Origin of the sequence: Vibrio sp. NFR (assembly GCF_027587095.1) — a bacterium.
Classification (GTDB): Bacteria; Pseudomonadota; Gammaproteobacteria; order Enterobacterales; family Vibrionaceae; genus Vibrio; species Vibrio harveyi.
Map to the genome: position 1 here is coordinate 1 of NZ_JAPPTN010000011.1, position 23,789 is coordinate 23,789.

20 protein-coding genes and 1 pseudogene are annotated in these 23,789 nt (G+C 43.2%); 7 read left to right on the plus strand and 14 right to left on the minus strand.

Going from position 1 to position 23,789, the window contains the following annotated elements; genetic code table 11:
- Positions 1 to 3,135, minus strand: a 3,135-nt coding sequence (locus tag OH463_RS19070) for a Calx-beta domain-containing protein (protein ID WP_333482792.1), incomplete at its 3' end; no start/stop codon positions are given.
- Between the two features lie 403 nt (positions 3,136 to 3,538).
- Between OH463_RS19070 and OH463_RS19075 the strand changes: the two genes are divergently transcribed.
- A complete protein-coding gene (locus OH463_RS19075) occupies positions 3,539 to 4,855 on the plus strand; it encodes a TolC family outer membrane protein (protein WP_026138255.1) in 1,317 nt (438 codons plus the stop codon).
- A gap of 1 nt (position 4,856) precedes the next feature.
- A complete protein-coding gene (locus OH463_RS19080; RefSeq protein ID WP_005445925.1) occupies positions 4,857 to 5,483 on the plus strand; it encodes an OmpA family protein in 627 nt (208 codons plus the stop codon).
- A gap of 100 nt (positions 5,484 to 5,583) precedes the next feature.
- On the opposite strand, the gene OH463_RS19085 is transcribed toward OH463_RS19080, so the two are convergent.
- Positions 5,584 to 7,125, minus strand: coding sequence for a diguanylate cyclase (locus tag OH463_RS19085; RefSeq protein WP_269992128.1), 1,542 nt, complete (start codon positions 7,123 to 7,125; stop codon positions 5,584 to 5,586).
- Positions 7,126 to 7,564: 439 nt separating this feature from the next.
- Here OH463_RS19085 and OH463_RS19090 point away from each other — a divergent pair, with 439 nt between their 5' ends.
- From OH463_RS19090 to OH463_RS19100, 3 genes are read left to right on the plus strand one after another with little or no spacing between them, the layout of a single operon-like run.
- Entirely contained in the window at positions 7,565 to 10,726 is a 3,162-nt protein-coding gene (locus OH463_RS19090) for a response regulator (protein ID WP_269992130.1), read from the plus strand.
- An 11-nt stretch (positions 10,727 to 10,737) separates the two neighbouring features.
- Positions 10,738 to 11,217, plus strand: coding sequence for a hypothetical protein (locus tag OH463_RS19095; RefSeq protein WP_005445931.1), 480 nt, complete (start codon positions 10,738 to 10,740; stop codon positions 11,215 to 11,217).
- A 1-nt stretch (position 11,218) separates the two neighbouring features.
- Positions 11,219 to 12,322: a porin gene (locus tag OH463_RS19100; RefSeq protein ID WP_005445933.1), complete on the plus strand. Its 1,104-nt coding sequence runs from the start codon at positions 11,219 to 11,221 to the stop codon at positions 12,320 to 12,322.
- 71 nt (positions 12,323 to 12,393) lie between these two features.
- On the opposite strand, the gene OH463_RS19105 is transcribed toward OH463_RS19100, so the two are convergent.
- From OH463_RS19105 to OH463_RS19130, 6 genes and pseudogenes are all read right to left on the minus strand, one after another.
- Positions 12,394 to 13,008 (minus strand): sugar O-acetyltransferase, encoded by a 615-nt coding sequence (locus tag OH463_RS19105; RefSeq protein ID WP_005445935.1) that lies wholly within the window; start codon positions 13,006 to 13,008, stop codon positions 12,394 to 12,396.
- Between the two features lie 342 nt (positions 13,009 to 13,350).
- Positions 13,351 to 13,671, minus strand: coding sequence for a hypothetical protein (locus OH463_RS19110; protein WP_005445937.1), 321 nt, complete (start codon positions 13,669 to 13,671; stop codon positions 13,351 to 13,353).
- Between the two features lie 152 nt (positions 13,672 to 13,823).
- Positions 13,824 to 14,372: a class IV adenylate cyclase gene (locus OH463_RS19115; RefSeq protein ID WP_047516717.1), complete on the minus strand. Its 549-nt coding sequence runs from the start codon at positions 14,370 to 14,372 to the stop codon at positions 13,824 to 13,826.
- 103 nt (positions 14,373 to 14,475) lie between these two features.
- Positions 14,476 to 14,910: an Mpo1 family 2-hydroxy fatty acid dioxygenase gene (locus tag OH463_RS19120; RefSeq protein ID WP_005445940.1), complete on the minus strand. Its 435-nt coding sequence runs from the start codon at positions 14,908 to 14,910 to the stop codon at positions 14,476 to 14,478.
- Positions 14,911 to 15,026: 116 nt separating this feature from the next.
- Positions 15,027 to 15,245: pseudogene (locus OH463_RS19125) on the minus strand (MmcQ/YjbR family DNA-binding protein).
- Between the two features lie 71 nt (positions 15,246 to 15,316).
- Complete coding sequence (locus OH463_RS19130) at positions 15,317 to 15,799, minus strand: MarR family winged helix-turn-helix transcriptional regulator (RefSeq protein WP_005445949.1); 483 nt, start codon at positions 15,797 to 15,799, stop codon at positions 15,317 to 15,319.
- 121 nt (positions 15,800 to 15,920) lie between these two features.
- Between OH463_RS19130 and OH463_RS19135 the strand changes: the two genes are divergently transcribed.
- A complete protein-coding gene (locus OH463_RS19135; protein ID WP_269992131.1) occupies positions 15,921 to 16,826 on the plus strand; it encodes a DMT family transporter in 906 nt (301 codons plus the stop codon).
- A gap of 176 nt (positions 16,827 to 17,002) precedes the next feature.
- On the opposite strand, the gene OH463_RS19140 is transcribed toward OH463_RS19135, so the two are convergent.
- Positions 17,003 to 17,563 carry an HdeD family acid-resistance protein gene (locus OH463_RS19140; RefSeq protein WP_009697518.1) on the minus strand — a complete coding sequence of 187 codons (561 nt, stop codon included), beginning with the start codon at positions 17,561 to 17,563 and terminating at the stop codon, positions 17,003 to 17,005.
- A 292-nt stretch (positions 17,564 to 17,855) separates the two neighbouring features.
- On the opposite strand from OH463_RS19140, the gene OH463_RS19145 reads away from it, so the two are divergent.
- On the plus strand, positions 17,856 to 19,139 hold the full coding sequence (locus OH463_RS19145; protein ID WP_050940828.1) for a mechanosensitive ion channel family protein: 1,284 nt from the start codon (positions 17,856 to 17,858) through the stop codon (positions 19,137 to 19,139).
- A 20-nt stretch (positions 19,140 to 19,159) separates the two neighbouring features.
- On the opposite strand, the gene OH463_RS19150 is transcribed toward OH463_RS19145, so the two are convergent.
- The 5 genes from OH463_RS19150 to OH463_RS19170 form a co-directional block, all read right to left on the minus strand.
- Entirely contained in the window at positions 19,160 to 19,348 is a 189-nt protein-coding gene (locus OH463_RS19150; protein ID WP_005445954.1) for a hypothetical protein, read from the minus strand.
- 427 nt (positions 19,349 to 19,775) lie between these two features.
- On the minus strand, positions 19,776 to 20,867 hold the full coding sequence (locus OH463_RS19155; RefSeq protein ID WP_049536043.1) for a linear amide C-N hydrolase: 1,092 nt from the start codon (positions 20,865 to 20,867) through the stop codon (positions 19,776 to 19,778).
- 247 nt (positions 20,868 to 21,114) lie between these two features.
- On the minus strand, positions 21,115 to 21,555 hold the full coding sequence (locus OH463_RS19160; protein WP_017818106.1) for a hypothetical protein: 441 nt from the start codon (positions 21,553 to 21,555) through the stop codon (positions 21,115 to 21,117).
- Between the two features lie 285 nt (positions 21,556 to 21,840).
- Positions 21,841 to 22,404 carry an OmpA family protein gene (locus OH463_RS19165; protein ID WP_005445957.1) on the minus strand — a complete coding sequence of 188 codons (564 nt, stop codon included), beginning with the start codon at positions 22,402 to 22,404 and terminating at the stop codon, positions 21,841 to 21,843.
- A gap of 1 nt (position 22,405) precedes the next feature.
- On the minus strand, positions 22,406 to 23,788 hold the full coding sequence (locus OH463_RS19170) for a TadE/TadG family type IV pilus assembly protein (protein WP_005445959.1): 1,383 nt from the start codon (positions 23,786 to 23,788) through the stop codon (positions 22,406 to 22,408).
- Between the last annotated feature and the right edge of the window lies 1 nt (position 23,789).

Sequence of the window (23,789 nt, forward strand, 5' to 3'; positions counted from 1 at the left end):
GACAGGACCAAGACCGGTCACATCTACCGTAAAGTTCTCTGGACCTTCGTAGACTTCGTCATCAATCGAAGTGATTCGTACATCGAACTCAGTTAAGCCTGCTGGCACAGTCACTACGCCATCGACAGGAACGGCTACCCAACCTGAACCGGTGTTGTATTCGAGAGTACCGAGGTCGCCTGCTTCGGTATCACCGAGGTTAAGATCCAGTTGAACCTCAACTGGGGCTTCAGAAGCGTTAGTTAACGAGACAACAAAGTTAGCGGTGTTGCCTTCGTTGATCGTGCCTGCATCACTAATAGATACCGTCGGACGGTCATCATCTGGCTCAGGCTCTGGCCCCGTACCATCGTCAACAATGGTTGCGGTACCCGTATCAGTGCCCAGGACAGGACCGAGACCAGTCACGTCTACCGTGAAGTTCTCTGGACCTTCGTAGACTTCATCATCAATAGAAGTGATTCGTACATCGAACTGAGTCATACCAGCAGGAATGCTTACTATGCCATCGACAGGCACTGCAACCCAACCTGAGCCGGTGTTGTATTCAAGTGCGCCTAAATCGCCAGCTTCCGTGTTACCAAGGTTAAGGTCGAGCTGAACCTCCACTGGCACTTCAGAGGCATTGGTCAGTGAGACAACGAAGTTGGCGGTGTCGCCTTCGTTAATCGTGCCAGCGTCACTGATAGATACCGTTGGACGGTCATCATCCGGATCGGGGTCAGGGCCCGTACCATCGTCAACAATGGTTGCGCTACCCGTATCAGTGCCTTGGACAGGACCGAGACCTGTTACGTCTACCGTGAAGTTCTCTGGACCTTCATAAACTTCGTCATCAATCGATGCAATTCGTACATTGAACTCAGTTAACCCTGCTGGCACAGTCACTACGCCATCGACAGGAACAGCTACCCAACCAGAGCCGGTGTTGTACTCAAAAGTACCGAGGTCACCTGTTTCCGTGTCACCGAGATTAAGGTCGAGTTGAACTTCAACTGGGGCTTCAGAAGCGTTAGTTAACGAGACAACGAAGTTAGCGGTATCGCCTTCGTTAATCGTACCTGCATCACTGATAGATACCGTTGGACGGTCGTCATCCGGATCGGGACTAGGACCAGTATTGTCATCGACAATCGTTGCACTACCTGAATCAGAACCTTGAACTGAGTCCAAACCTGTCACACTAACACTGAACTCTTCAGGACCTTCAAACACTTCGTCATCAATAGTAGCAACGCGAACATCAAACTCGCTTAATCCCGCAGGTACCGTAACTACACCATCGTTTGGAACGGCAACCCAACCTGAACCAGTGTTGTATTCTAGGACGCCAAGATCGCCCGTTTCGGTATCACCAAGATCAAGACCTAGTTCTACTTGGACTGGAGAATCAGCTTCATTAGTTAGAGACACAACGAAGTTTGCCGTATCACCTTCATTAACAACTCCCGCATCGCTAATGGATACCGTTGGACGGTCGTCATCAGGGTCAGGTCCCGGGCCAGTACCATCATCAATAATGGTCCCTGTTCCCATTTGAGGAATCGCTTGATTGCCAGTGTTTCCAGACAAAGTAAATGTTTCTGAGCCTTCAAAGAGGTCGTCATCAGTCGTACTAATAGTGACACTGTAGCTTATATTATTCGCTGGCACGGATACATCAAAGCTACCATCTGGATTGATGTTTACGACTTGAGTGCTGTTGTCTTCGAAAGTAATCGTAACAGACGTGTTGGTGTAATCTATTCCACCTTCAGCGCTACCATCAGCCAGATTCATACTGACCACAGTATCGGTCGTACTTAGGTTACTAAGCGTCACATCTAATATGGCTAAATCGCCCTCATTAACCGTAGTATCACTAATAGATGCAACTGTCGGTCTATCGTCATCCGGATTGGGACCGGGACCAGAACCGTCATCAACGATGGTTCCCGTTCCTGACGTTGTGCCATTTTGATTCTCTGTTGAGCCCGATAACGTAAACGTCTCCGTTCCTTCAAACAAATCATCGTCTATTGTATTTATCGTGACATTGTAACTAACCTCATTCGCAGGGACAGTGACAGCAAAACTACCGTCTGGGTTTACATTAACAATCTGAGTGCTGTTATCCTCGAACGTAATAGTGACGGAAGTGTTTGTGTAATCTAATCCACCCTCCGCAGTTCCATCAGATAACGTCATGTTCACCGTCGTTTCTGACGTACTCGGGTTGCTAAGCGTTACCTCAAGCACAGCTTCCTCACCCTCGTTTACGGTTGTATCGCTTACAGAAGTAACGGTCGGTCGATCGTCATCAGGCTCTTCCCCCGGACCAGTGCCATCATCTGTTATTGTTGCCACACCTGTAACGGGTTCAGGTTGGCTCTCCGTACCACCGCTCAATGTGAAGGTTTCGTTTCCTTCAAATACGTCGTCATCAATCGTATCCACCGTGATTACGAACGACTCATCTCCAATGGGGATTGAAACAGAAAACGTCCCATCTTCTCCGACATTTATTTGATCCGTACTTCCATCTTCAAAAGTAATAGTAATAACCGAGTTGTCGTAATCAGCTCCTCCTGTCGCAGAATCATCACTAAGGGATAATGTCACCTCAGTCTCTTGCTGTGTGGGCTGGTCGAGAGTGACTTCAAAAGACGCTTGATCACCTTCGTTTATTGTCGGGCTGGATATGTCCTGAACGATAACCTGAGCAGGGATAATTATTTGTTGGTTGATAAACTCAAGCAACGAAAGCTCTTGAGTTTCTGATAGGGGTATTGCTGTACCGACCGTTTCGAAATCCGTACTAGCAAGGGCCTCTGCGCCTGTACGATCAATTGCTCCAGTCGACTGTGGACTCGAACCATCGCTTTCACCCGCTGCAGGTTCAAAGTCACCTTCAAGCTGTGCAGGGTCTTCCCCGGCTGCGATTGCCTCAATTAGTGCGGTGATATCGTCCGTTACATTAATTGAGCTGCCATCAGGGGCTATTTGTTCGAAATTCAATTGAGAAGTGTCAGACACTTCAGTGATAACCAATTCCCCAGATGCAGGGACCTGACCTGGTTCTAAGGTCCTAATTTCCCCGTCAATTCCAATAACTACGATATTACTCGCAAGCGAGCTAAAGGTTACTCGATCCATAAATCACCCCACCAGGCTTTCAAGTTGTCAAAAGTTTGTCACCCCAACAAATACGACTATAGTTTAGTCAAAATCATCGTGTTTTCTTTGTATATGGCGACAACGAGATGGGAACGAGTTCCATAGGCGGGGATCGTTTTACTTTAGGCGCGAAACAGGTTGTAGGACGCTATGATATTAAGAATTCAAGCTTTTCTTCTGATAAAGGCTGCCAACCAAATGAGCACTCTGGCTCATATGTGCTAAGGTTTTATTAGGCAGATCACTGGATTTTCTGAATAAAAGCCTAGGGTTAACAGAATGTTGATTAATTCATCGACGATAAGCTGTTATTTGTGATGTTTCGTCTCAATCTTGAGATGAAATAACTAAAAAGCTATACAAATTTTCTAGGAGAACCACTGTGAAATGGAATCGACTAAAAATAGCTTGCTGCTGCAGTTTCATTTTGACGTCACCCGTGTTCGGTCAAACTTTAGAGCAAGCCGTAGCGCTCACGTTGAAGAATAACCCAGACATCAAGAGTGCGTTCAATGAGTTCAACAGTCGTAAATACATCAACGAAGCCTCATCTGGAGCATATTTACCATCCATAGACTTGGATGCGGGCATCGGTTATGAAGGGATTGACCCGGCTGAAGAAGTGAGCCGTGGAGACACGGATTTAACACGAAAGGAAGCGTCCATCACTTTAACCCAGCTCATATGGGATGGCAGCGCAACACTGAATGATATGGACCGAACTGCAGCAGATGCTGAATCGGTAAGGTTTCAACTACTCGCTGACGCTTCAGACACCGCGTTAGAAGTAACCAGAGTTTATTTAGACTCAGTGAAAGCGTACGAAATATTAACGCTGTCAGAGAACAACCTTGCAGTGCATAAGAAAATTTACGCAGATATTAAAAAGCGCGTAAATTCTGGGATTGGATCGACTGCCGATTTAACGCAAGTTGAAGCTCGTTTAGCGAAAGCGCACGGTAACTTGGCGGCTGCACAAAACAACCTTTTCGATTCTCATACCATGTTCACTCGTTTAGTGGGTCAAACACCACAAGGTTTGATCTTTCCACGTGCCGATGAAAACTTCCTTCCTTACACCGTGGACGAAGCAATCGGATTAGCATTTGAAGTCCACCCAGTCATCCAAGTTGCGTTAGCTGATGTGGATTCCGCAAAGTTCCAGTACAAACAATCTAAGGGCGTTAACTACCCAACCATCTCAATTGAAGCTTCTCAGACTTGGCGTGATGATGCGGACGGTCTAAAAGGCAGAAGCGACGAAACACTGGCTATGCTCAGATTGCGTTATAACCTTTACAACGGTGGTAGCGACGCAGCGAACTCTGAAAACTTCGCTTACCAACTCAATAAAGCAAAAGACCTTCGTGAAGGTGCATATCAAAATGTTGAAGAAGGTTTAAGGCTGTCTTGGAGCGCATTGGATCTTACGCTGCAGCAAAAAGAGTTCCTATCCGATCACGTAGATTCAGCCGCAAAAACAGTCATTGCCTACGAGAAACAATATCGTATTGGTAAGCGTACCCTACTCGATTTGCTCAACACAGAAAATGAGCTGTTTGAAGCACGTAAGGACTACTTGGATGCCAAATATGCTGAGCAATACGCAAAATACCGCGTAATGAACGCAACCGGTCAACTGCTTAACTCTTTGCGTATCGATATACCACGAGAGTGGCTAGAGAAAGTGGAGTATTAATATGAAAGTAATACCTATTTTTTTCATGGTTGGTTTGATTTCCGCTTGTAGTGGCTCTAATTCAAACAGAGTAACCGGTGATGAATACGAATACATGGAAACACCGACAGCTAACCAGATTGCTGACTTAATCGACGATGACAGAGACGGTGTTATTAATGCACGAGACCTGTGTCCTGGAACACCAGAAGGCTCTTTGATCGATAACGACGGCTGTGGGGAATACGCGAAATCATCCCAAGAAATGCAGATTCGAGTTCTATTTGCTAACGACTCTTCTGAAATCAACCCTGTCTTTGCTCAGCAAATTAGCGACCTTTCTGATTTCCTTAAAGAGTACCCAACAACGTCAATTGAACTGCAAGGTTACACCAGTATCACTGGTACGGATGAATACAATCTTGCCCTTTCGAAACGCAGAGCAGAAAGCGTTCGCAACGAGCTGATTCAAAATGGGATATCACCAGATCGTCTAAGAATCGTCGGCTTTGGTGAAACCAAGCTTGCTGCTCAAGGGACAGATGAAAGAAGCCATGCACTCAATCGCCGTGTAACCGCAACCGTGGTCGGATACAAAGGTGAAGTCGAGAAAGAATGGACTATCTTCACAACGCTACCTAAGAATTAATAGTTAATAATTAATAGTTAAAGCCACTCTGTTAGGTAACCATCTCAAGCAATAACAAAAAAGCCAGCAAGATATCATTGCTGGCTTTCGTTTGGGCTTTCTACACCGAACTGACCAAAGGTACTTCAATCATAGATGAGTGGTAAAACTTGTAGCGCCCCTTCCCTAGTTGTTTTGCGCGGTACACCGCCATGTCTGAGCAATGGAGAAGCGTCTCAATATCTCGCTCTACATCCTCAGTCATCACAACACCAATCGACGCGGTTAGATTAATATCAATACCTAAACGGTCTGCGGTTGCTTGGAGTTGGTGAAGAAACTGATCCAACTTTAATTCTAGCTCTCGCTTACTATTAAACTCTTGAGTTAGAACAACAAACTCATCCCCACCAAAACGACCGATGAGGTCTCGTTTGTGAGCAAAGTGTTCTCGCAAGACTGCCACAAACAACGCAATCACTTTATCCCCAGCCATATGACCATAGGTGTCGTTGATAAACTTCAGGTTGTCCATATCAAAGAAGATACATGCTTTAGGACTGTTACTGAGCGACAGTGACTTTTCAGCGCCACGCAAGAAGTATTCACGAGTCAGCAAGCCACTTCGTGAGCAAAAAACACCATTCCGACTTGCTTGAAGAACTTGTTCAAAATGTTCCTTTAGCTCCATGGACGTGTCGTTGAACACAACTTGGCTCTCTTCTAAAAATCGGTCAAGGGGCTGGGTCAAACCAACCACTTGTTTCCCCATCATACGAGCAATCACAACGTAAATAGCAATGATCATGAGAACATTCACACCAAACATCATGGTGCCTTCACCCAACAAACTGCTGAACTTAGCTTTGGATAACAGAATCCAAGGTGTTCCATCTACTTTAGTGAATTCAACGTAAGATAGATCAAATGGCGAACTGTAAGTAAAGAATCCCCCATTATTTGCCCCGGTAAGTGCTTTCAGATTCCCTTCGCGATCAAACAGCTTCTCATAACCGTAGTTGAATAAGTTTACCCCTACATAGAACTCATCTTTAGAGTGGCTAATGATATTCAGATCTTCGTCCAGCAAAACGCTGTAGATATCATTTTCGCTATCGCTTTGGAGCGCGGTTTGAATTTCGCTAAAATGAATAGAAGCTGAGATGGTACCCATTAGGTCTCCCAATTCATCGAACATAGGGCGACATAACACGTATACGATATTGCCGTTTGAGATATCAGTGAGAACGTCGGTCATCACTGCTTTTTTACTGCGAATCACTTGATGAAAGTAATCTCGATGAGCGATGGAGTGCACCTTATTGTTGTGCGTGCTCACCATGTTCCCGACTCCATCACTAAAGCCAATACCCGCAAGCTCAAAGGCTTGCTTGTAAGGGACCGCACGATTTGCCCGTTCTTGCAACGTAATATCGGGTTCGATGAAGTGTTCGTCTTTGCTCATTGCTCGTAGTAAATCGCGGTATCCATCGACGATGGTTCCTAGGTTGATCTCCGCCGATTTTACATGGTATCGAGCTAGGTTTTTCGCCTCATCAACTTGTTGATACGCCCAATAAGTAAAGTTAGTAAAGAGTGCTATCAACACTATTGGGACAGTGTAACGCAGGGTGACTGACTGAAGACTTCGAGATACGTTCATGATTTAGTTATTGTTATTTGCCATCGATTAGCGGTTTATTTAAGCCTTTTTCCAGCTCATGGGCCTTGAATGTTGGCGTACAGATTTTAAAAAATACAAGTACGTTTACACTACGGTCTCACCAGCAAGAAAATCCGCCAATTATACTCACCCCTGTATATCGAAACAGACATTTTAGTAGTCTTGACGACAAAACATTTTAATCATTCAACAAATGAATTTTGTTTATAAATATCAGTAAATTGAATAATTCTCACTGAATGAGAAACGCAGTTTTTATTGATAGATTTAAAGTTTTATATCCTTAACAAATCGAACTTTTGTCGCAGGTGTCACAGTTTTCATATGGCAAAAGTACGAATTTTTGTGCTGAATTTCTAACAATTGAGATAGTTAGCCTACACTTTTCATATCAACTTATTGGATATGGACGTGCACAGTGGTCGGATCGTTTTCATGGAATAACCTATCGGTAAAACACAAGCTATTTAGCTTGGTTTTCTTACCCATCATTTTGCTTCTCTTTCTAGCCGGACAGCAAGTTCATCGACTATCTAGCCAAGCGCAAGATCTTGAGAAAGCGCAACTGTTCTCTGACTATATGGACAAAGTCTCTTATCTCTATAATTTGCCGAATAACACTGAAGTTACCGATGTTGAAACAGAAATAAAATCGGTAACTCAATCACTCAGCAATGGTGCCAATGGCATTTTCTTGGATAAAGGCGCTGAGATGAAAGACCTTCTTTCTAGCCTCGAAGAAGCGAACCTCTCTCTGTCGGCAGCCACCGACATGGACGAGCGTCTCGATATCGCAGAGTGGCGTGCAGATACCTACAAACAGATTTTATTGGCATTAGAAAAGGTGCCATTCAATGATGCAACCTTTGAAATTCAAGCTCACCTTTCAGCATTGATGCAAATTGAGTGGTTAATGTTCTGGTCTCAAGAAGAAAACCTGCTCAGTCAATATTTGATTTACTCTATTGAACAAAATCAAAGCTATGACGTAGATGTCAGCAGCGAGATCGACTCCTTAGTTAAGAATCAGCAACTGTTCTTAGAACGCTTCGTCACATTAAACGCTAACCAACAGCAAGTTGAATTGCTTATTGAAACCTTCACCAATGACGTCTTTGTACGCAGTCAAGAATTTAGAAGCTTCCTTTTAAATGAAGAAGCACTTAGTACACTTCCACCACAAGAAATCGCAGCTGGTTTAACAGCTCTAAACGGTCGACTCGCTCTGCTTAAGGCGGTCGACAACAAAATGACGGAGCAATTGCAAGCAGACGTAGAACATGCCATTTCCGCGGCAAACCAACAACGACTGATGTTCATTAGCGTCATGTCAGTCATGACAATTCTCGTCGTGAGCTTAGCCGTGCGTTTGGTTCGAAAAGTAACCAGTAATCTTCAACTGGTTCTTGAGTTCTTACGTCGTGACAGTTACAGCGAAGAATCCCCCCTTGTCGAATTAGTCAAAGGTAAAGACGAACTGAGTAAGTTTGCCCAAGAAGTCGAGAGACTCAGTTATGAACGAGAACAAGCCAAGGTTAAATTAACTCAAGCGAAAGAAGACGCAGAGCGCGCAAAAGACGATGCAATTAAAGCAAGCAAAGCGAAAAGCAGCTTCTTAGCCAACATGTCCCATGAAATCCGCACCCCTCTTAATGGCGTTATTGGTATTTCTGAAGTGCTATCTGATACATCATTAACCGCAACACAGCGCGACTATGTTGATACGATTGAAACGTCCTCCCAACTATTACTTAGCTTGATTAACGACATACTCGATTTCTCTAAGATTGAATCAGGTATGTTATTGATCAGTCCGCACTCGACCTGTGTGCGTGAATCCATTTACGATATTGCTTCTATCGTTTCACCAAAAGCAAAAGAGAAAGGCATCGACCTTAAAGTAAACATCAGCCGCAACACGCCTTTCCGCTTAATGATCGACGATCACCGTTTACGCCAAGTCGTAATGAACTTTATGTCTAACGCCGTTAAATTTACTGATAAAGGAACGGTGCTCCTCTCTGTTACAACTCATGTTGTTTCTGGTTCAAATGCCGTAATGGAGTTTTCTGTTCAAGATTCCGGTATTGGTATTGATGAGCAACAACAGAAAAAGATCTTCGAACCATTCGCACAAGAAGATGACTCCACTACCCGCCAATTTGGCGGTACTGGGCTGGGCTTAGCCATCAGCACTCAACTGGTTGAGTTAATGGGTGGGCAAATTCAACTTGAATCAGAAAAAGGCAAAGGTAGCCGCTTCTTCTTCCAACTGAACCCTTCTGTTGTTCAACTCGACTTTGATGCAAAACACACCGCAAATTATGGACAAATTTGGTTGGTCTGCGACGACACCAACATGGAAACAACGCTTCGTGATGAATTGAACTTCTACCGTATCGCTGTTCACCAATCGGTTACGAGTTTAGATAGTTTACCAACATGGATTAATGACAATGAGCACATCATTGTTATCTACGCTGAAACTCGACCAAATGCTGCAATGGAAAGCGAAGATCACTTCAACAAGCTTGAATCGCAGAACGTCCGCTTATGCTTGGTTAAACACCTTCATAGTGACCAATTTGATTTTGGTGAAAGTGTCAGTGCCATCATTACGCAACCTCTTCTTGGGCAACGTCTGGTCAAAGCGCTTGAAAATTGCGAGACCAAATTCAACCAAGCAAATTTACAAGCAGTGGTGGGTACATCAGAACCGTCGCAAAGTAAGATTTTGGTGGTCGACGATAACACCGTAAACCAGAAAATCGCAGGTTTGCATGTAACCAAAGCGGGTTTTACTTTTGACCTAGCAGCAAATGGACTAGAAGCGGTCGAGATGTTCAAAAAGAATCAATACTCCTTGATTCTTATGGATTGCATGATGCCAGTTATGGATGGATTTGAGGCCACGCAGAAAATCCGACAGCTGGAACACGAACAAAATCGCAGTGTGAAGATCCCAATTATCGCGTTAACGGCAAGTGTGGTCGATGACGACATTCAGAAGTGTTTTGATGTTGGCATGGATGATTACGTACCGAAACCTTTCAAAGCCAACATATTGAAAGAGAAATTAGCAAAAGCGACGGCTGTTCCAATCGTTGAAGACAACGTATCGTCTGCCTTCTCTGGTACTGGCATTAGCGCGAAATCTAAACCGCAAGATAAACCGGAACCGACCTCTATCAATACGCTTCCAAGTCGTTCTGAGCGCATTTTGCTTGTAGAAGATAATACGGTGAACCAGAAAGTTGCCTCGTTATTGCTGAGTAAAGCTGGGTATCAGTTTGAGATTGCCGAAAATGGTCAGATCGCCGTTGATATGTTTCAACAAGATAACGGTTTCGACATCATTTTGATGGATTGCATGATGCCTGTAATGGACGGCTTCGAAGCGACTAAAGAAATCCGTGCTTACGAAAAAAATTCGGGATTACCCAAAACGCCGATTATTGCACTGACAGCAAGTGTTGTGGACGATGATATCCAGCGTTGCTACGACTCTGGCATGGATGCATACGTACCGAAGCCTGTCAGAAAAGAAAAACTTCTGCACCAGATTGAAAGCGTCATTTAAGGGGTAATAGTATGGATACCCACTTCTCTATAGCTAAAAATAACGTTCTCAAATCGCTCTCTACAGCTTTGATGGCTTTTGCTTTGCTGATGTCGTTCGATAGTGAAGCTCTCGCAGCCGATAGCTATGCGATTTTTTCCCTCGACTCTAATTTTGATGAGCTCAACATAACCAAAGCGAGAAAACTGTATCGTGGTAAAACCAAGCGTTTACAAGGTAAGCGAATCGAACTGTCTGATTGGCCGGATGCGTCATCTGAACGTTCAGAGTTCTACCGTTATTTACTCAATAAAAACGCGGCGCAAATGAATGCGCACTGGGCTAGCTTGTCGTTTTCAGGTAAAGCTCGCCCACCGAAAGTCATTGATAATTCCAGTATGGAAGCCCTTTTAGAATGGATGAAAGAAAAGCCTAACCGCATTGGGTATGCACCAGTGAGTAGCCTTCCTTCAAATGCTCAAATCCTCTACGTTGTAAGTTCGGAGAAATAATATGAAGAAAACACTCATCGCATCCATCACGGCAACAACACTAAGTAGCGTCGCTTTCCCGAGCTTGGCAGCAATCGAACTCACCGATAACTTATCGTTAAGTGGCTTTGGCTCAACCTCATGGGCGACAACAGACAACAAAACGCCAGTATTAGTGAATCGTTTTATCGATGACGAAAACTGTTATGACTGTGACACCACATTAGGTGTTCAACTGGATTTTTACTACGACGCGTTTAAAGCATCCGCGCAGGTGGTGAAAAGACCGCAAGACCATTGGAGTGACCCGCAACTAGAGTGGGCTTACCTCGCCTATACCTATGGCAATATTGAGTTTCGTGGCGGTCGTCTAAGAATGCCCGTGTTCTTAGCCTCTGAATACTACTATGTCGGACACGCATTTACCCCTGCTCGCCCACCAAATGAAGTTTATGACAGTATCTTAGGCATCACCGCGTTTAACGGCATTTCATTCTTGTGGAACTATGACATCAATGACAGCATGACACTGACGACTACACCATTTGTCGGCTTCCACGATGAAAGTACGGTCGACTTCAATGATAGTACTGAGCTCACCTTCAAGACCAATGAAATGTACGGTATTAACTTCATCTTAAGTGGCGATTACTATCGTTGGAATTTCACGTATTTGGATTCGAACTATGACCAAGAAACCAAGTTAACTAACTTCCCGGTTCAAGCGCCTGATGGCTCAATCATTATTCTTCCGTCATACACTGATAAGTTGAAAAATGAGAGCATTAAATTGTATTCATTAGGTGCTGAGTACGAGTTTGATGCCTTCACGCTAACCGTCGAAGGTCAAACCAACGATATCGCTTCCGCTTGGTACGCTCAAGGCGCGTATAACCTGAACAAATTTACCCCTTACGTGACTTATGGTCAGCAGTTTGATGACCACGAGCACAAGGTTGGGGACAGCTACCTACTTGGTGTGAGATACGATCTTCACTACAATGTGTCACTCAATGCAGAATGGCAACACTTCAAAGCTTATCGCAATGCATCTGGCGCATTCGTCGATACACCAGAGGATGATAATGCAAACATGTACACCATCATGGTGAACTTTGTCTTTTAGCGCCATGGCAGGTCGAGTAATACCGACCTGCCCGCTTTTCCGAAATGCTCAAACGATGTTCATGTAACGGGCTAACCATTAAACATGTTTTGCTCAATCTTACGATCTCTAAAGTAAAACTCTTTATCGTGCTCGCCGATTTCTCGTAATACTCGACAAGGATTGCCAACCGCAACAACATTAGCTGGGATATCCTTTGTCACGACACTCCCCGCGCCAATTACGGAGTTTTCGCCGATTGTCACACCCGGTAATACCACCGAGTTCGCCCCTATCCAAACGTTATTACCAATATGAACTGGGATATTAAACTGAGCGATGTCGCGCCTTAGTTCCGGATCAATTGGGTGCCCAGCAGTCGCGATGGTGACATTCGGTCCAATCATGACATGATCGCCGATATAAATATGAGTGTCGTCAACTAAAGTCAGATTAAAGTTAGCGTAAACATTGTCACCTAGGTGAGTATGGCAGCCCCAGTTAGCTCTCAATGGCGGTTCGATGTAGCAATTCTTTCCAACCGATGCGAGCAAGTGATTCAATATGTTAGAGCGCTTCTCTCCCTCCGAAGGACGTGTTTGATTGTAGTCGTATAAGGTCTCTAGACATTCAGTTTGCATTGCTGCCAACGCTTCATCATTGCAGAAGTACACCTGTTGGCTGTGTAACATGATTTTCTTATCCATTGCCGTTCCTGTTTAGGATGTTCTTTGCAAAAATTTAGCAAAGAGACGCTCAAAGAATCTTGGCAAAAATCATGAAAGTAGCACCGCATCGCAATCAGAAATAAATAATGCCATCAAGCGCACAATTTCACGCGATACGAGCAACAGACAAAAATGGGAGATGGTTAAACACTAATTGAATGGAGATGAGACAAGACGAAAGAATGAAACGTTGAAATGAAAGTTGCCATCAAAAATGCCGCGAAAATTGAATCTTACGGTTTACGTCCAAGTGACTTTGATATGCGGAGTTTAGAGTGTTGTCATTGATTCGAGGTTACTTGGGTATGTTATCAAACGGTCTTATTTCTTCTTTTTGCGGTTTTCTAATCGAGCTTTAAACTTCTTGTTTCGACGCTTTAGAGCACGGAAAAATTTAGACTCTTCGTGATACCAACCTATCACGCTAATCGGAAAGCCCACCAGCATCACGATAAATAAATCCGCAGGAAACTGCTCCGTGATGTCTTTAAAGGTTTGCAGCTCACCGAATATAAACAAGCCAATGACTTTGCCAAGCAGCAACGCACAGCAGATCATCAAGAAAGACTTAATAATATAGTGCCACTTGCCTTTCTTGCGCTCTTCTCGCCAATACACGTATTTGTGCTCGCGGTTGTACATTGCCCCTCCAAGTTCGTGACATTGTCACGGACACTATCGCGAATGGTTACCTATTTTGTTAATGGGCTTAGGCGCATTGCTTACGCACTACTTCTAATCATAGTGCTGTTGGAGGGAGTTGCTTGTCAGACCAATAAGAAATGACGTGAATTTTACCTAGACTGCCACATCTGCTTGTATGAACGGAACTCCTTGTTCGACTCATCCAAACCAAAACGTGCCGCAAGCGCTTCTAACTCTTGCTTATAACGAACAAGTGAACTTTCGTCATCGGTCATAATGGCGAATTCCGCAAAGTGCCCAATGCCTTCTAGATGGTCGAGAGTAATATGGAATGAGCCGATAAAGTAAATGCTGCGTACTTTTTTGGTTTGAAGAATCACTTCGTAGCCCATGTTTCCTAGCATACTTTTGGCAGCATGTGACTTAGTAATATCGGTGGCTTCACAGCGATCCTCTTCCGGTCCTTTGACAATCCAAAGTTTGATACCAGACGGCTCGATTTCTCGGATTACCAGACTTTTTCCTTCATGACTGAGTTTGCGTTCTGGCGTGTCGTAGAACCAATCAGACTCTTGATTGTCTTCAAACATGACTTCATGTTCTAAACCACTCAACACTGCTAAAAAAGCTTGTTTATCTTGTACACGGTATTTCAATTCGACTTCAAACTGACCTTGAAAATGCTGATCTGCACTCATGTGGCAACCTCATTACTGCTCTACACCTCATACCTCTGGGTGTTTCAAAGCAGCAGGATGGTAGCACAGCCTAAGTCGCGAATCTGATAAACAGACCTTTCTTTTAATGTTTACGAAAGACCCAGATTGGTCCTATCAAAAGAAACTGAATATCTTCGAAAAACGAGGGCTTCTTCCCCTCTATCTTGTGCCCGATAAACTGGAATATCCAAAGGATTCCAAATAGCAGCATTGAGATGTGGAGTACCGGCCAACCGAGTATCTCCATTGACCATATCAAGCCAATACACGCAACCGTGTAGCCGATCATCATCATAAATACGCTTAGTGAGAGTCGGAAATAAAAGATCCAAGCTGGTAACGCCGCCAGCCATACCCAATTGAGATTGAACCCAAACAAAGGAATCTGCGGAATGGACCATATCAACCCGACGACAGAAAGAAAGATGCCAGGGACAGCAACTTTATGAATTTTCTGGTTGATTGGATTTTGATGGCTTTCACCGTAAGCTTCTAACCATTCAGAGAGTGCACGCATAACTTCACCTTTAACATCACCATAACATTTATATAGTCGGTGCGAGTTAAAGGTGCGAGTTTTTGTTTATTGATATTGATAATAAGCCGAATATCTGTGAGCAATAACAAACTATCTTACTGATATCCAAATGAAATACGCTGAGCTTTGGTTAATTTGGCGACCACAAGATCATATGAGCGTTCACACAAATTTTGTACTAACCCGTCTTCAGGCGTTACTTTAACGCTTACGTACTCTCTCCCATTTCACTCGGCTAGAATGGCGAGCATCTTCCCTTTGATTTTAAAAACCAACGCATCAGGACCGAACGGAAAGTCACTTTCTGCACACATCAATGTATCGAGAAACTGCGCTAACTATCTAATGCTCGCGATTCATCCCTATCCTAAACCTTTGAATTCATTTATTCATACTGAGGCAATAACAATTTTAATGCCTGATTAACCTGTGCTCTTTCGTCACGAGTCAACGACCCCATTAATTCATGCTGAGCCTGTAAATGTTGCTCAATAAGCGCATCGATCAGTTCAAAACCTTTTGAAGTAAGCTGAACACTCACACTGCGGCGATCTTCTTTGCTGTGCTCGCGAGCGATCAATCCTTTTTTTTCCAGCTTGTCGAGTCGATTGGTCATGGCACCAGACGTCAGCATCATCGATGAGATCAACTCCGAAGGGGTTAAACGATAAGGTTCACCACTACGACGCAACGTAGCTAATACATCAAACTCACCCATTTTAAGATCGTAGCGCTTATGTACCTCGGCAACGTGGTTTTCCATATATTTAGCAATCCGCATTAAACGCCCCATGATCGCCATTGGCTCGGTATCGAGATCAGGCTTTTCCTTAGCCCACTGACTTACCACTCTATCAATTGCGTCCATTTATCCTTTTATCTCCAAAGATATTTTGATTGACCAATTTATTTTAACATAAAGATACTTTACAAGAAGCAATAACGAGCGTACCTTTACAACAAATTATCTCAACGTAAAGATATTTAACATGAACATTTTACTCGCGATGATTCCGGCGTTCTTCTGGGGTACAACGTACGCTGTGACACAGTTTACTTTGCCAGACTGGCCGCCAGTGTTACTTGGTGCACTGCGAGCATTGCCAGCTGGTCTATTGCTACTTGCTATCAAACCTTCTTTACCAAAGAAACAAGATTGGAAGATCTTGCTTGTGCTTGGCACGATTAATATTGCCCTCTTTTTTGGTCTCATTTTCGTGATGGCGTTAACCTTGCCTTCTGCAATCTCTGGTGTGGGTATGATTTCAGTACCTGTCTTTGCCATGCTGTTTGGGTGGGTGGTTTACAACCGCCAACCGAGCCTTATTCAAGGAGTCAGCGGTGCCACCCTTATCGCCCTGGCTTGGTTTTTGTTCGACCCAAGCTCGATTACGCTAAACCCGATCGGTCTAGTGGCTATGCTCTCTGCCATTATGTGTATTGTGATCGGCAGCAGCGTAACTAAGTCTCTAGGTTCAAGAATGCATTGGTGGACAGTACTCACTTGGCAACTTATTTTAGGCGGCGTTGTTTTATCTATCGCGGCAGGTGTACTAGCAAGCATTAACCCTGAGCCATACGTTCAAGCAGTCGAAAACATCACTCTAAGAAACCTAAGTGGACTACTGTGGGTCATCATACTCAACACCGCACTTGGCTACGGCATGTACGTGTGGTTATTGCAGCGTATGTCGGTTGTGGACTTTACTTTCGGTGGCATTGCTAACCCTGTTGCGGGCATTGTCTCTGGTTTGGTTTTAATGGGTGAAAGCTTCACGCCTATTCAATACAGCCTAATGATCGGCATGATTACGATGTCACTTGTGCCTCAGTTGGTTCTTTCATTCAAAGAAAAGCGCAATGTCAGCCTCACTAAACCTTATGAATCCAAATAACGCAGAGCGTTAACAGATCTCATTAATTCACAATAAAAGCCCGAGTTGATGATCGGGCTTTTTGTTGTTTCGTTAATCCCTTCACCTTTATCGTTCTATAAAAAATGCCCACCGAATCGGCAGGCACTTTGTACTGTTCTATACCCAAGTAACCTCGAGATAGTAGATGGCGCTCTTTAAGAGAGCTTCTTCATTTGCATCCCCATAAAGATAAAGCTAATGCCTTCAATCAATAATGAGATACCAACAAAAGTGCCTAGCAATGTAGTCGAGAACGCAGGATCGTCGAGCAACATAAAGAAGTAGCCACCAATCAGAACAGAAATCACGCCACTGAGCACGATCACATTACTGCTTGGTAAACTGCGATTACTTAAGCCGAAAAATACACGGGTTAAACCATTTAGAATCATCACGATCACCATCAACATAGTAATGGTCACCAAACCTGCCAATGGTTTAAACAGAATGAACAGACCGCCGACAATATACAGCACAGCACTTAATACGTACCAAAGCTTCTCTTTCCACACATTAATAGAAAACGTGTGGTATGCCTGAACCAAACCACTGAACAGTAGTACCGCACCTACTATAGTCGATATCGTTACGCCCGCAAGCACTGGCAAACTCATAGCACCAATGCCCATTAAAGAGATAATAACGCCAACGATAACGAAGTATTTCCAGCCTTTAGACAAAAATGTAGGCTGTTGTGATTGATTAGAATTTTCCATTGAATGCCTCTTGAATTAAACGCGAGCCGCCTTCTCAGTCTAGTCTAATAAAACATAGGGAGTTCACAGACTTAACAGAAATACGTGTCCCGTTTGCATAATTGGATGTTAAACCTGTATCACATCATCGGCTATACGCTATTTTTGAATAATAAGTTTCAAGATTGCTGGATTAAACCAGTGCAAAACAAAGAGATGGAGAGTAGGATGAGCGGCTTTCTAACGCCTGTTGCCTGACCTCTTCAAAGAAGTTCTCACTTCTTCATTCAGGTTACATTTTGAGGATGACATTTTGCTCGATCATCACATTCGCACTTTCATAGCAGACAAACTCAGTTCCGTGGGCATCAATAGTGACCCTTATGGCATCGAACTCACAACCGTTTTCATTCTTGCGAGCTTAACCGCAGCAGCGATCAGCTACTTGATAGTGCATCACCTGATCGTGCGGTCAGTCAATAATGTTCTACAAAAAGCCAATAAACCACTCGCTGAAAGCTTGGCGAAGTATGATGTCTTAGAAAAGCTCTCATTACTGATCCCAATCATGGTGTTGGATGTCTTTATCCCTCTCGCCGTAGGTCACTACGATTGGTTAGCGAACATCTTTGACCGGATTCTAAGCATCTCTATTTTAGTCATTTTTATCTGGATGATCTTTGCCCTGCTTGATGCGTTAAATGACATTGCGACGTTTAAAGGCATCACGAGAAGAATGCCGATCAAAAGCTTCGTCCAACTGATAAAACTGTTCACCTTCTTTGTTGGTATTGTGGTTTCCATGTCGATTCTTGCCAACGAATCACCGGTGATTTTCCTATCAGGTCTAGGCGTTGCGACGGGCTTCGTCATGTTGGTGTTTAAGGATACGATATTGGGCTTTGTTGCAGGCATTCAACTATCTGCAAACCGCATGATCAGCCTGAACGATTGGATTCAAATGGACTCTTACGGTGCGAATGGCACAGTAGAGGAAATCTCACTCACCACAGTAAAAGTTCGAAACTTCGATAACACCGTGAGCATGCTGCCTGCTTACGCATTGGTGCAAAACGCCTTCATTAACTGGCAAGGCATGTCAGATTCTGGCGGTCGCCGTATCAAGCGGTCCGTGAATGTTGATGTCACATCAATTCGCTTCTTATCTGATGAAGAAATTGAAAAGCTAAAAAGCATCCGAATCCTTCGTCAGTACATTTATGAAAAATCGCGTGAAATCAGTGATTACAATCAAGAAATGAGTGAGGAACCCGCCTTCGGCAACCTACGTCAAATGACCAACTTAGGTATGTTCCGCGCTTACATTAATGCTTACTTGAAAGCGAACAAAGACATTCACCAGTACATGCTGATTATGGTGAGGCAACTAGAGCCGACACCAGAGGGTATTCCGTTGCAGGTTTACGCTTTTACCAATAATACTGACTGGGCTTACTATGAAGGTGTGCAAGCGGACTTGTTCGATCATATCTACTCAATCATGCCTTTGTTTGGTCTGCGTCCATACCAAATGTTCACAAGTAATGATGCTAAACAAATCGCTTTAGAAAAAGTAACCAGCAAAAGCAATTCATAAGACATCTTAGAGAGTGGAGCTTACTCTTCACTCTCTAAATTTAGGCTAAGACGTTTTCGATCATAACGATGCTCGGCAAGCACGCCCCCTTCTACCTTATATCTCAAGCCATATTTACCAATACAGCCTCGCAACCTTAAACGGGTTAAGTCCGACAAATCAGAAGCAGTGCCAGCTTTATCAACCAACTGAATCCAATATCTCTCCATTTTATCCTTCACGCTACTTCCCCAACTAACATTTATATATTTAGGGAGATTCTGGCAAATATCCGAGGAAGTCTGGATAGCATACGCTAGAACATTTCTGAAAGAATGCCTATGAGAATCGCATAAAACCGAATTAAAAGGCTAAAAACAGCACTTTCTGCCTGATTTTCTAATCTTAGCTATATACCTCGAGATACCTGATTCAGCGAGAACGACTGGGTTTAAACACGCGGCGGCGATTTAAAGGTCTAGTGGGTCTAAATCAAGAATCGGCTACAAAGCATGCAAGCCAAGCCCCTTACTATTTGCAAAGAGTACCCTTTGGGAGCTTGTCGTTGAAAAAGAGAGATTTACGAAAAGATAAGGGAAAGAAAAGGAAAATGATTGAAAGAGAACAGGCTCTCACCTGCTCTCTTGGTTTTATGAATTAAAGACGGATTTCTTCAACTGTAAACGAGCCGTTATCAAGCTGACGTTTAAGCTCCTGCTTTTGGTTAAAGTCTATCTTTTTCAAATCAACCTTTTTAATTCGGCTGTCATGCATGGTTGTGTAGTAAAGCGCACCATTTCCTTGGTCGATCACTGATGTCCATTGAGTGGCACTTGGCAAATTTGGGATATGCTCACGATATTCGGCGTTAAACTCAGTACCAATTGGAATATCGAAGTTGTTTAGAATATGGAACGCTTGAGAGACCGCTTCTTGCGAGTTTTTTGATTCTGGCGCGGTATTAACAAAGAACGCAGCACGAACAAAACGTGATGGCGGCGTAATGTCTCCCGGCAAACCTAAGAAACCAGAGCCAATACCAAAAGATTTCGCTTCAACGTCACCAAACTTGGTCGGCGCACTGGTGCCCGGTTGCAGATGGATGTAGTTGTTCAAGTTCGTTACTTGCCATGGGAAGGTTGGCGAATTAGTCAGTACACCCACCTCATTGTCGTAAATATGTACCTGACCACCATCCATAATTTCAATTACGATGTTGTTGCCTGCTTTATCAGTAACACGCCAATGTCCGGTTGGTGATGGCTGCCCTTTTTCATCGATATACACTGGCACAATATCGATGTTTTTCATTGCGGTTTTCACTTCTTCAACGGTTTTAAATTGTGACAACATCCAACGGACAAAGTCCATATCAGCGATACTATTTGCGCGATCTTTCGGGTTGTAAGCCTTTAAAGAACCGTACCCTTTAAAGTAGAACAAACCAGCTGTTAGCCCTTCTTCGTTAATACCTTCGCCAATAAAGCGGTCATCACTCACTGAAATACCAACAAATCCATATTTGCTCTCCCAGCTTAAACCGTGCTTTTGGTCTGGCATGGTTGATGTGAACGTATAGTCACGCGGGGCGACAATCAGTTTACTATTGAGATCGCTCTCGCCCCACTCAATCGTTCGAGCGTGAATATGGTCATTTGCAGTAGTTGAAAGAGAGATGCCAGTACAAGCGATTGCAGGCGCAATAATACTGGCAGAAAGTGCCATAGCTAGGAGGGTTTTCTTTATCATTTTTAGATCCACCAAGAAGGGGTAACATTTCGCGATTGTATTCCTTTTTAAGTAACTTACAATCGAAAATATATAAAATCGGTAGAATATAGAGAATGAACAACTAAAGCGCTCAAAGTGATTAGCTTTGAGCGGATACCTAGCTAAGACAAAAGACTATAAGTAAAAAGTGACACTGTCATTGATTTCCAAGGTATAAGAAATCGTCCTCTAACCCAGTCCCTCCCAATTGAAATCACAACAACCCCTAGTTATTACAATCGTAACTAATGCCCTCATACATGGTACTTATGTCGATGTACTTTTCGTAGTTCAGGTACGCGACAATTCGAGCATCGGTATTGAACATCAATCGATTTACCGCATGTATCGCATCATAAAGATCTTTACCGTCCACCCCGGCTTCCTTAAAGCAATGTCTGACATAACGGTAATCTTTGTAGATCTCGTATGCCAAGAGCTGATTATTCGCATCGTTACTCGAGAAGTCGTGTTGCAAAATGCTTGAAGAATATTGTACGTAACGCAAAAGAAAATCGTGATTAATTTCACTGATTTTGAGTGCTTTCAACACTGCTTCCACGTCGTCACGGATGTGATTGTGATTCTTGTCGATTCCTAACAATGAATCGGATACGTCCTTCTTAATGGAAGGATTTGATATCACCCTCTCTAACTGCGAACTCATACTTGGTCCAATAATGAGCTCCGCTGAATATATTGGGTGGCTAATGAATAGAAAAAAGGTAGAAGCGATAACGCATCGAGAAATAGACATTTTAATTATCGTTGTATAAAAACAAAATTAAATGCTATCGATTAATGATTGAAAAATGAAATAGACATTTATTATTCCATAATAAATATCAGTAATAAAAGAGCTTGGTAAGTACCAAGCTCTTTTACTAAACAACCCCACTTAATAGTGAGCACATAAAAATTATAATGACAACAGCAAACAGTGGATTACACATTAGTCTATCGTTAATACAACTCGACGGTTACAGCCAGATACTTTGTTTTCATTTACCTTACAAATCGGTGCAGACTCACCGAATGCTTTTTCAACAATCCTGTTGCCTAGACCTAACCCTTGTTTCAGGTATGTTGTTGCGGCATTCGCGCGACGAGCAGACAAGCCTTTGTTATAAGCTTGAGAGCCGACTTCATCAGTATGCCCTTCAACAAGAACACGAGTACCTTCGTCAACCAGTTCCAAGTATTGCGAAATCGCTTGTTTGTGAGTGTCTGTTAAACGATATTTATCAGTATCATAGTTGAGGATCAACGACATCGAGTTCTTATCAAAGGTGCAGCTGTCGGTCGCATTCAACCCTTCAACCTTAACTACTCTCTTATCCTGTACAATAGAGCGTTCTTCATTTACCGTCACCGCTAACTTACCAACAACCTGAGTGACTTTTGTTTCGGAACTTTTAAGAATTTTAGAGCTCACGTAGTTTTCATCATGATTAATACAATTAGCGAGTGCGACATTTGAGGTAAAAATAATCGCGATTGATAATAATTTTTTCATTTTAATCTTTTAATCGTCCTGTCTCTTCGTTAATCAGATTTAATATGTATTTGTAGACATCTTTACCATTTTTTGCGTGATAAATATTTTTCTCGCCAACACAATCACCGAATCCATCGTCCTTTTGTACGTTGTAGTTAACACCTATAACGCCCATAGTGACTTTTGTTTTTTCACCTTCTAACTTCGCGTGTTCACTTTGAAACTTATTTTCTTTGCTAGAAATTCTTTTCTTGAGCTGTTCACAAAGGTTGTGTTCACGCACTAATGACTTCAAGAACTTGTCGTAAACTTGTTGATACTGAATATAACCATAACTGTCTCGATAACTTTTCGTGACCACGTCGTATTTGTTTCTATACGTACTGTTTCGATGGAGATAGTCAGGGAATCGTACGTCTGTATCTGCACCATCAGAAAGGAAGATAAACACCTGTTCTGGGTTACGCTCTTCTTTCTTAACTTTGTCTGCCTCTTTCGCTGCTGCAATCAGACCTAACCAAGAATTGGTGCCGCCACCCCTAGCAGGCATTACCTTGTTCGAATTCAAGATATTGATAAATTCCTGATAGTTGTCTGTTATTGGAATATCTCGTGCCTGATTGTAATAACTAGAGTGGTACACGTTTTGTTCATCCACAGACTGGTCAAACATATCATCGACAATGCTTTGGAAAGATGCTTCTGTGTGAGAAAACTCACTTGCATAGTCGTAGAATTTTAGTCTGCGATCTTTTTTATCGTATTTCACGTTGTAGGCGTTGTAAGTCAACAAGGCAACGCGACTCTTCTTATTCTCACCGGTTTTGAAGTCCTTCAAATCTTCGACAACTTTGGTGATCGTTTCCTTCACCACCTGCATCTGGGTTTTGTTGTTTTGCCCATACCACAGGTTACTCATCGATTGACTGGTATCCAGTATGAAGTAGATATCCACCGGTTGAGGTAAGTATTTCCGGGTGATCGAGTCGCCAGACACTTTGAATTTTGGCTCTACGCCGATTTCATTATGTGAAATCCATGAATCATGCTCAGAGGTCGCAACCACGGTGAAGTCTGCAAATGGCGATAACTCATTGGCTTTCTGAACGCAACCGTCTTTGTACTCACACTTCTTGGTCGATACGTTGATCTGAATGTCGCTAATATTGTCGGTAATATATAAGTCGACAATTCTCTGCGCATAGTCTTTGTCTTCTTGATTGTCTTTGCCTGGACTTGCAATCAAGGCAAGACTCGCAACTTCAGCCGCCTCCTCTATTTTTGAGTGCGCAAGCAAACGTTGCGTATAGCCAACAGAAAACGAGAAAGTGATGATTAATATAGGGAGAAACGAAAGAAATATGATCCCAGCAACCCCTTTTTGCTTAGTGAAGCGCTTCATA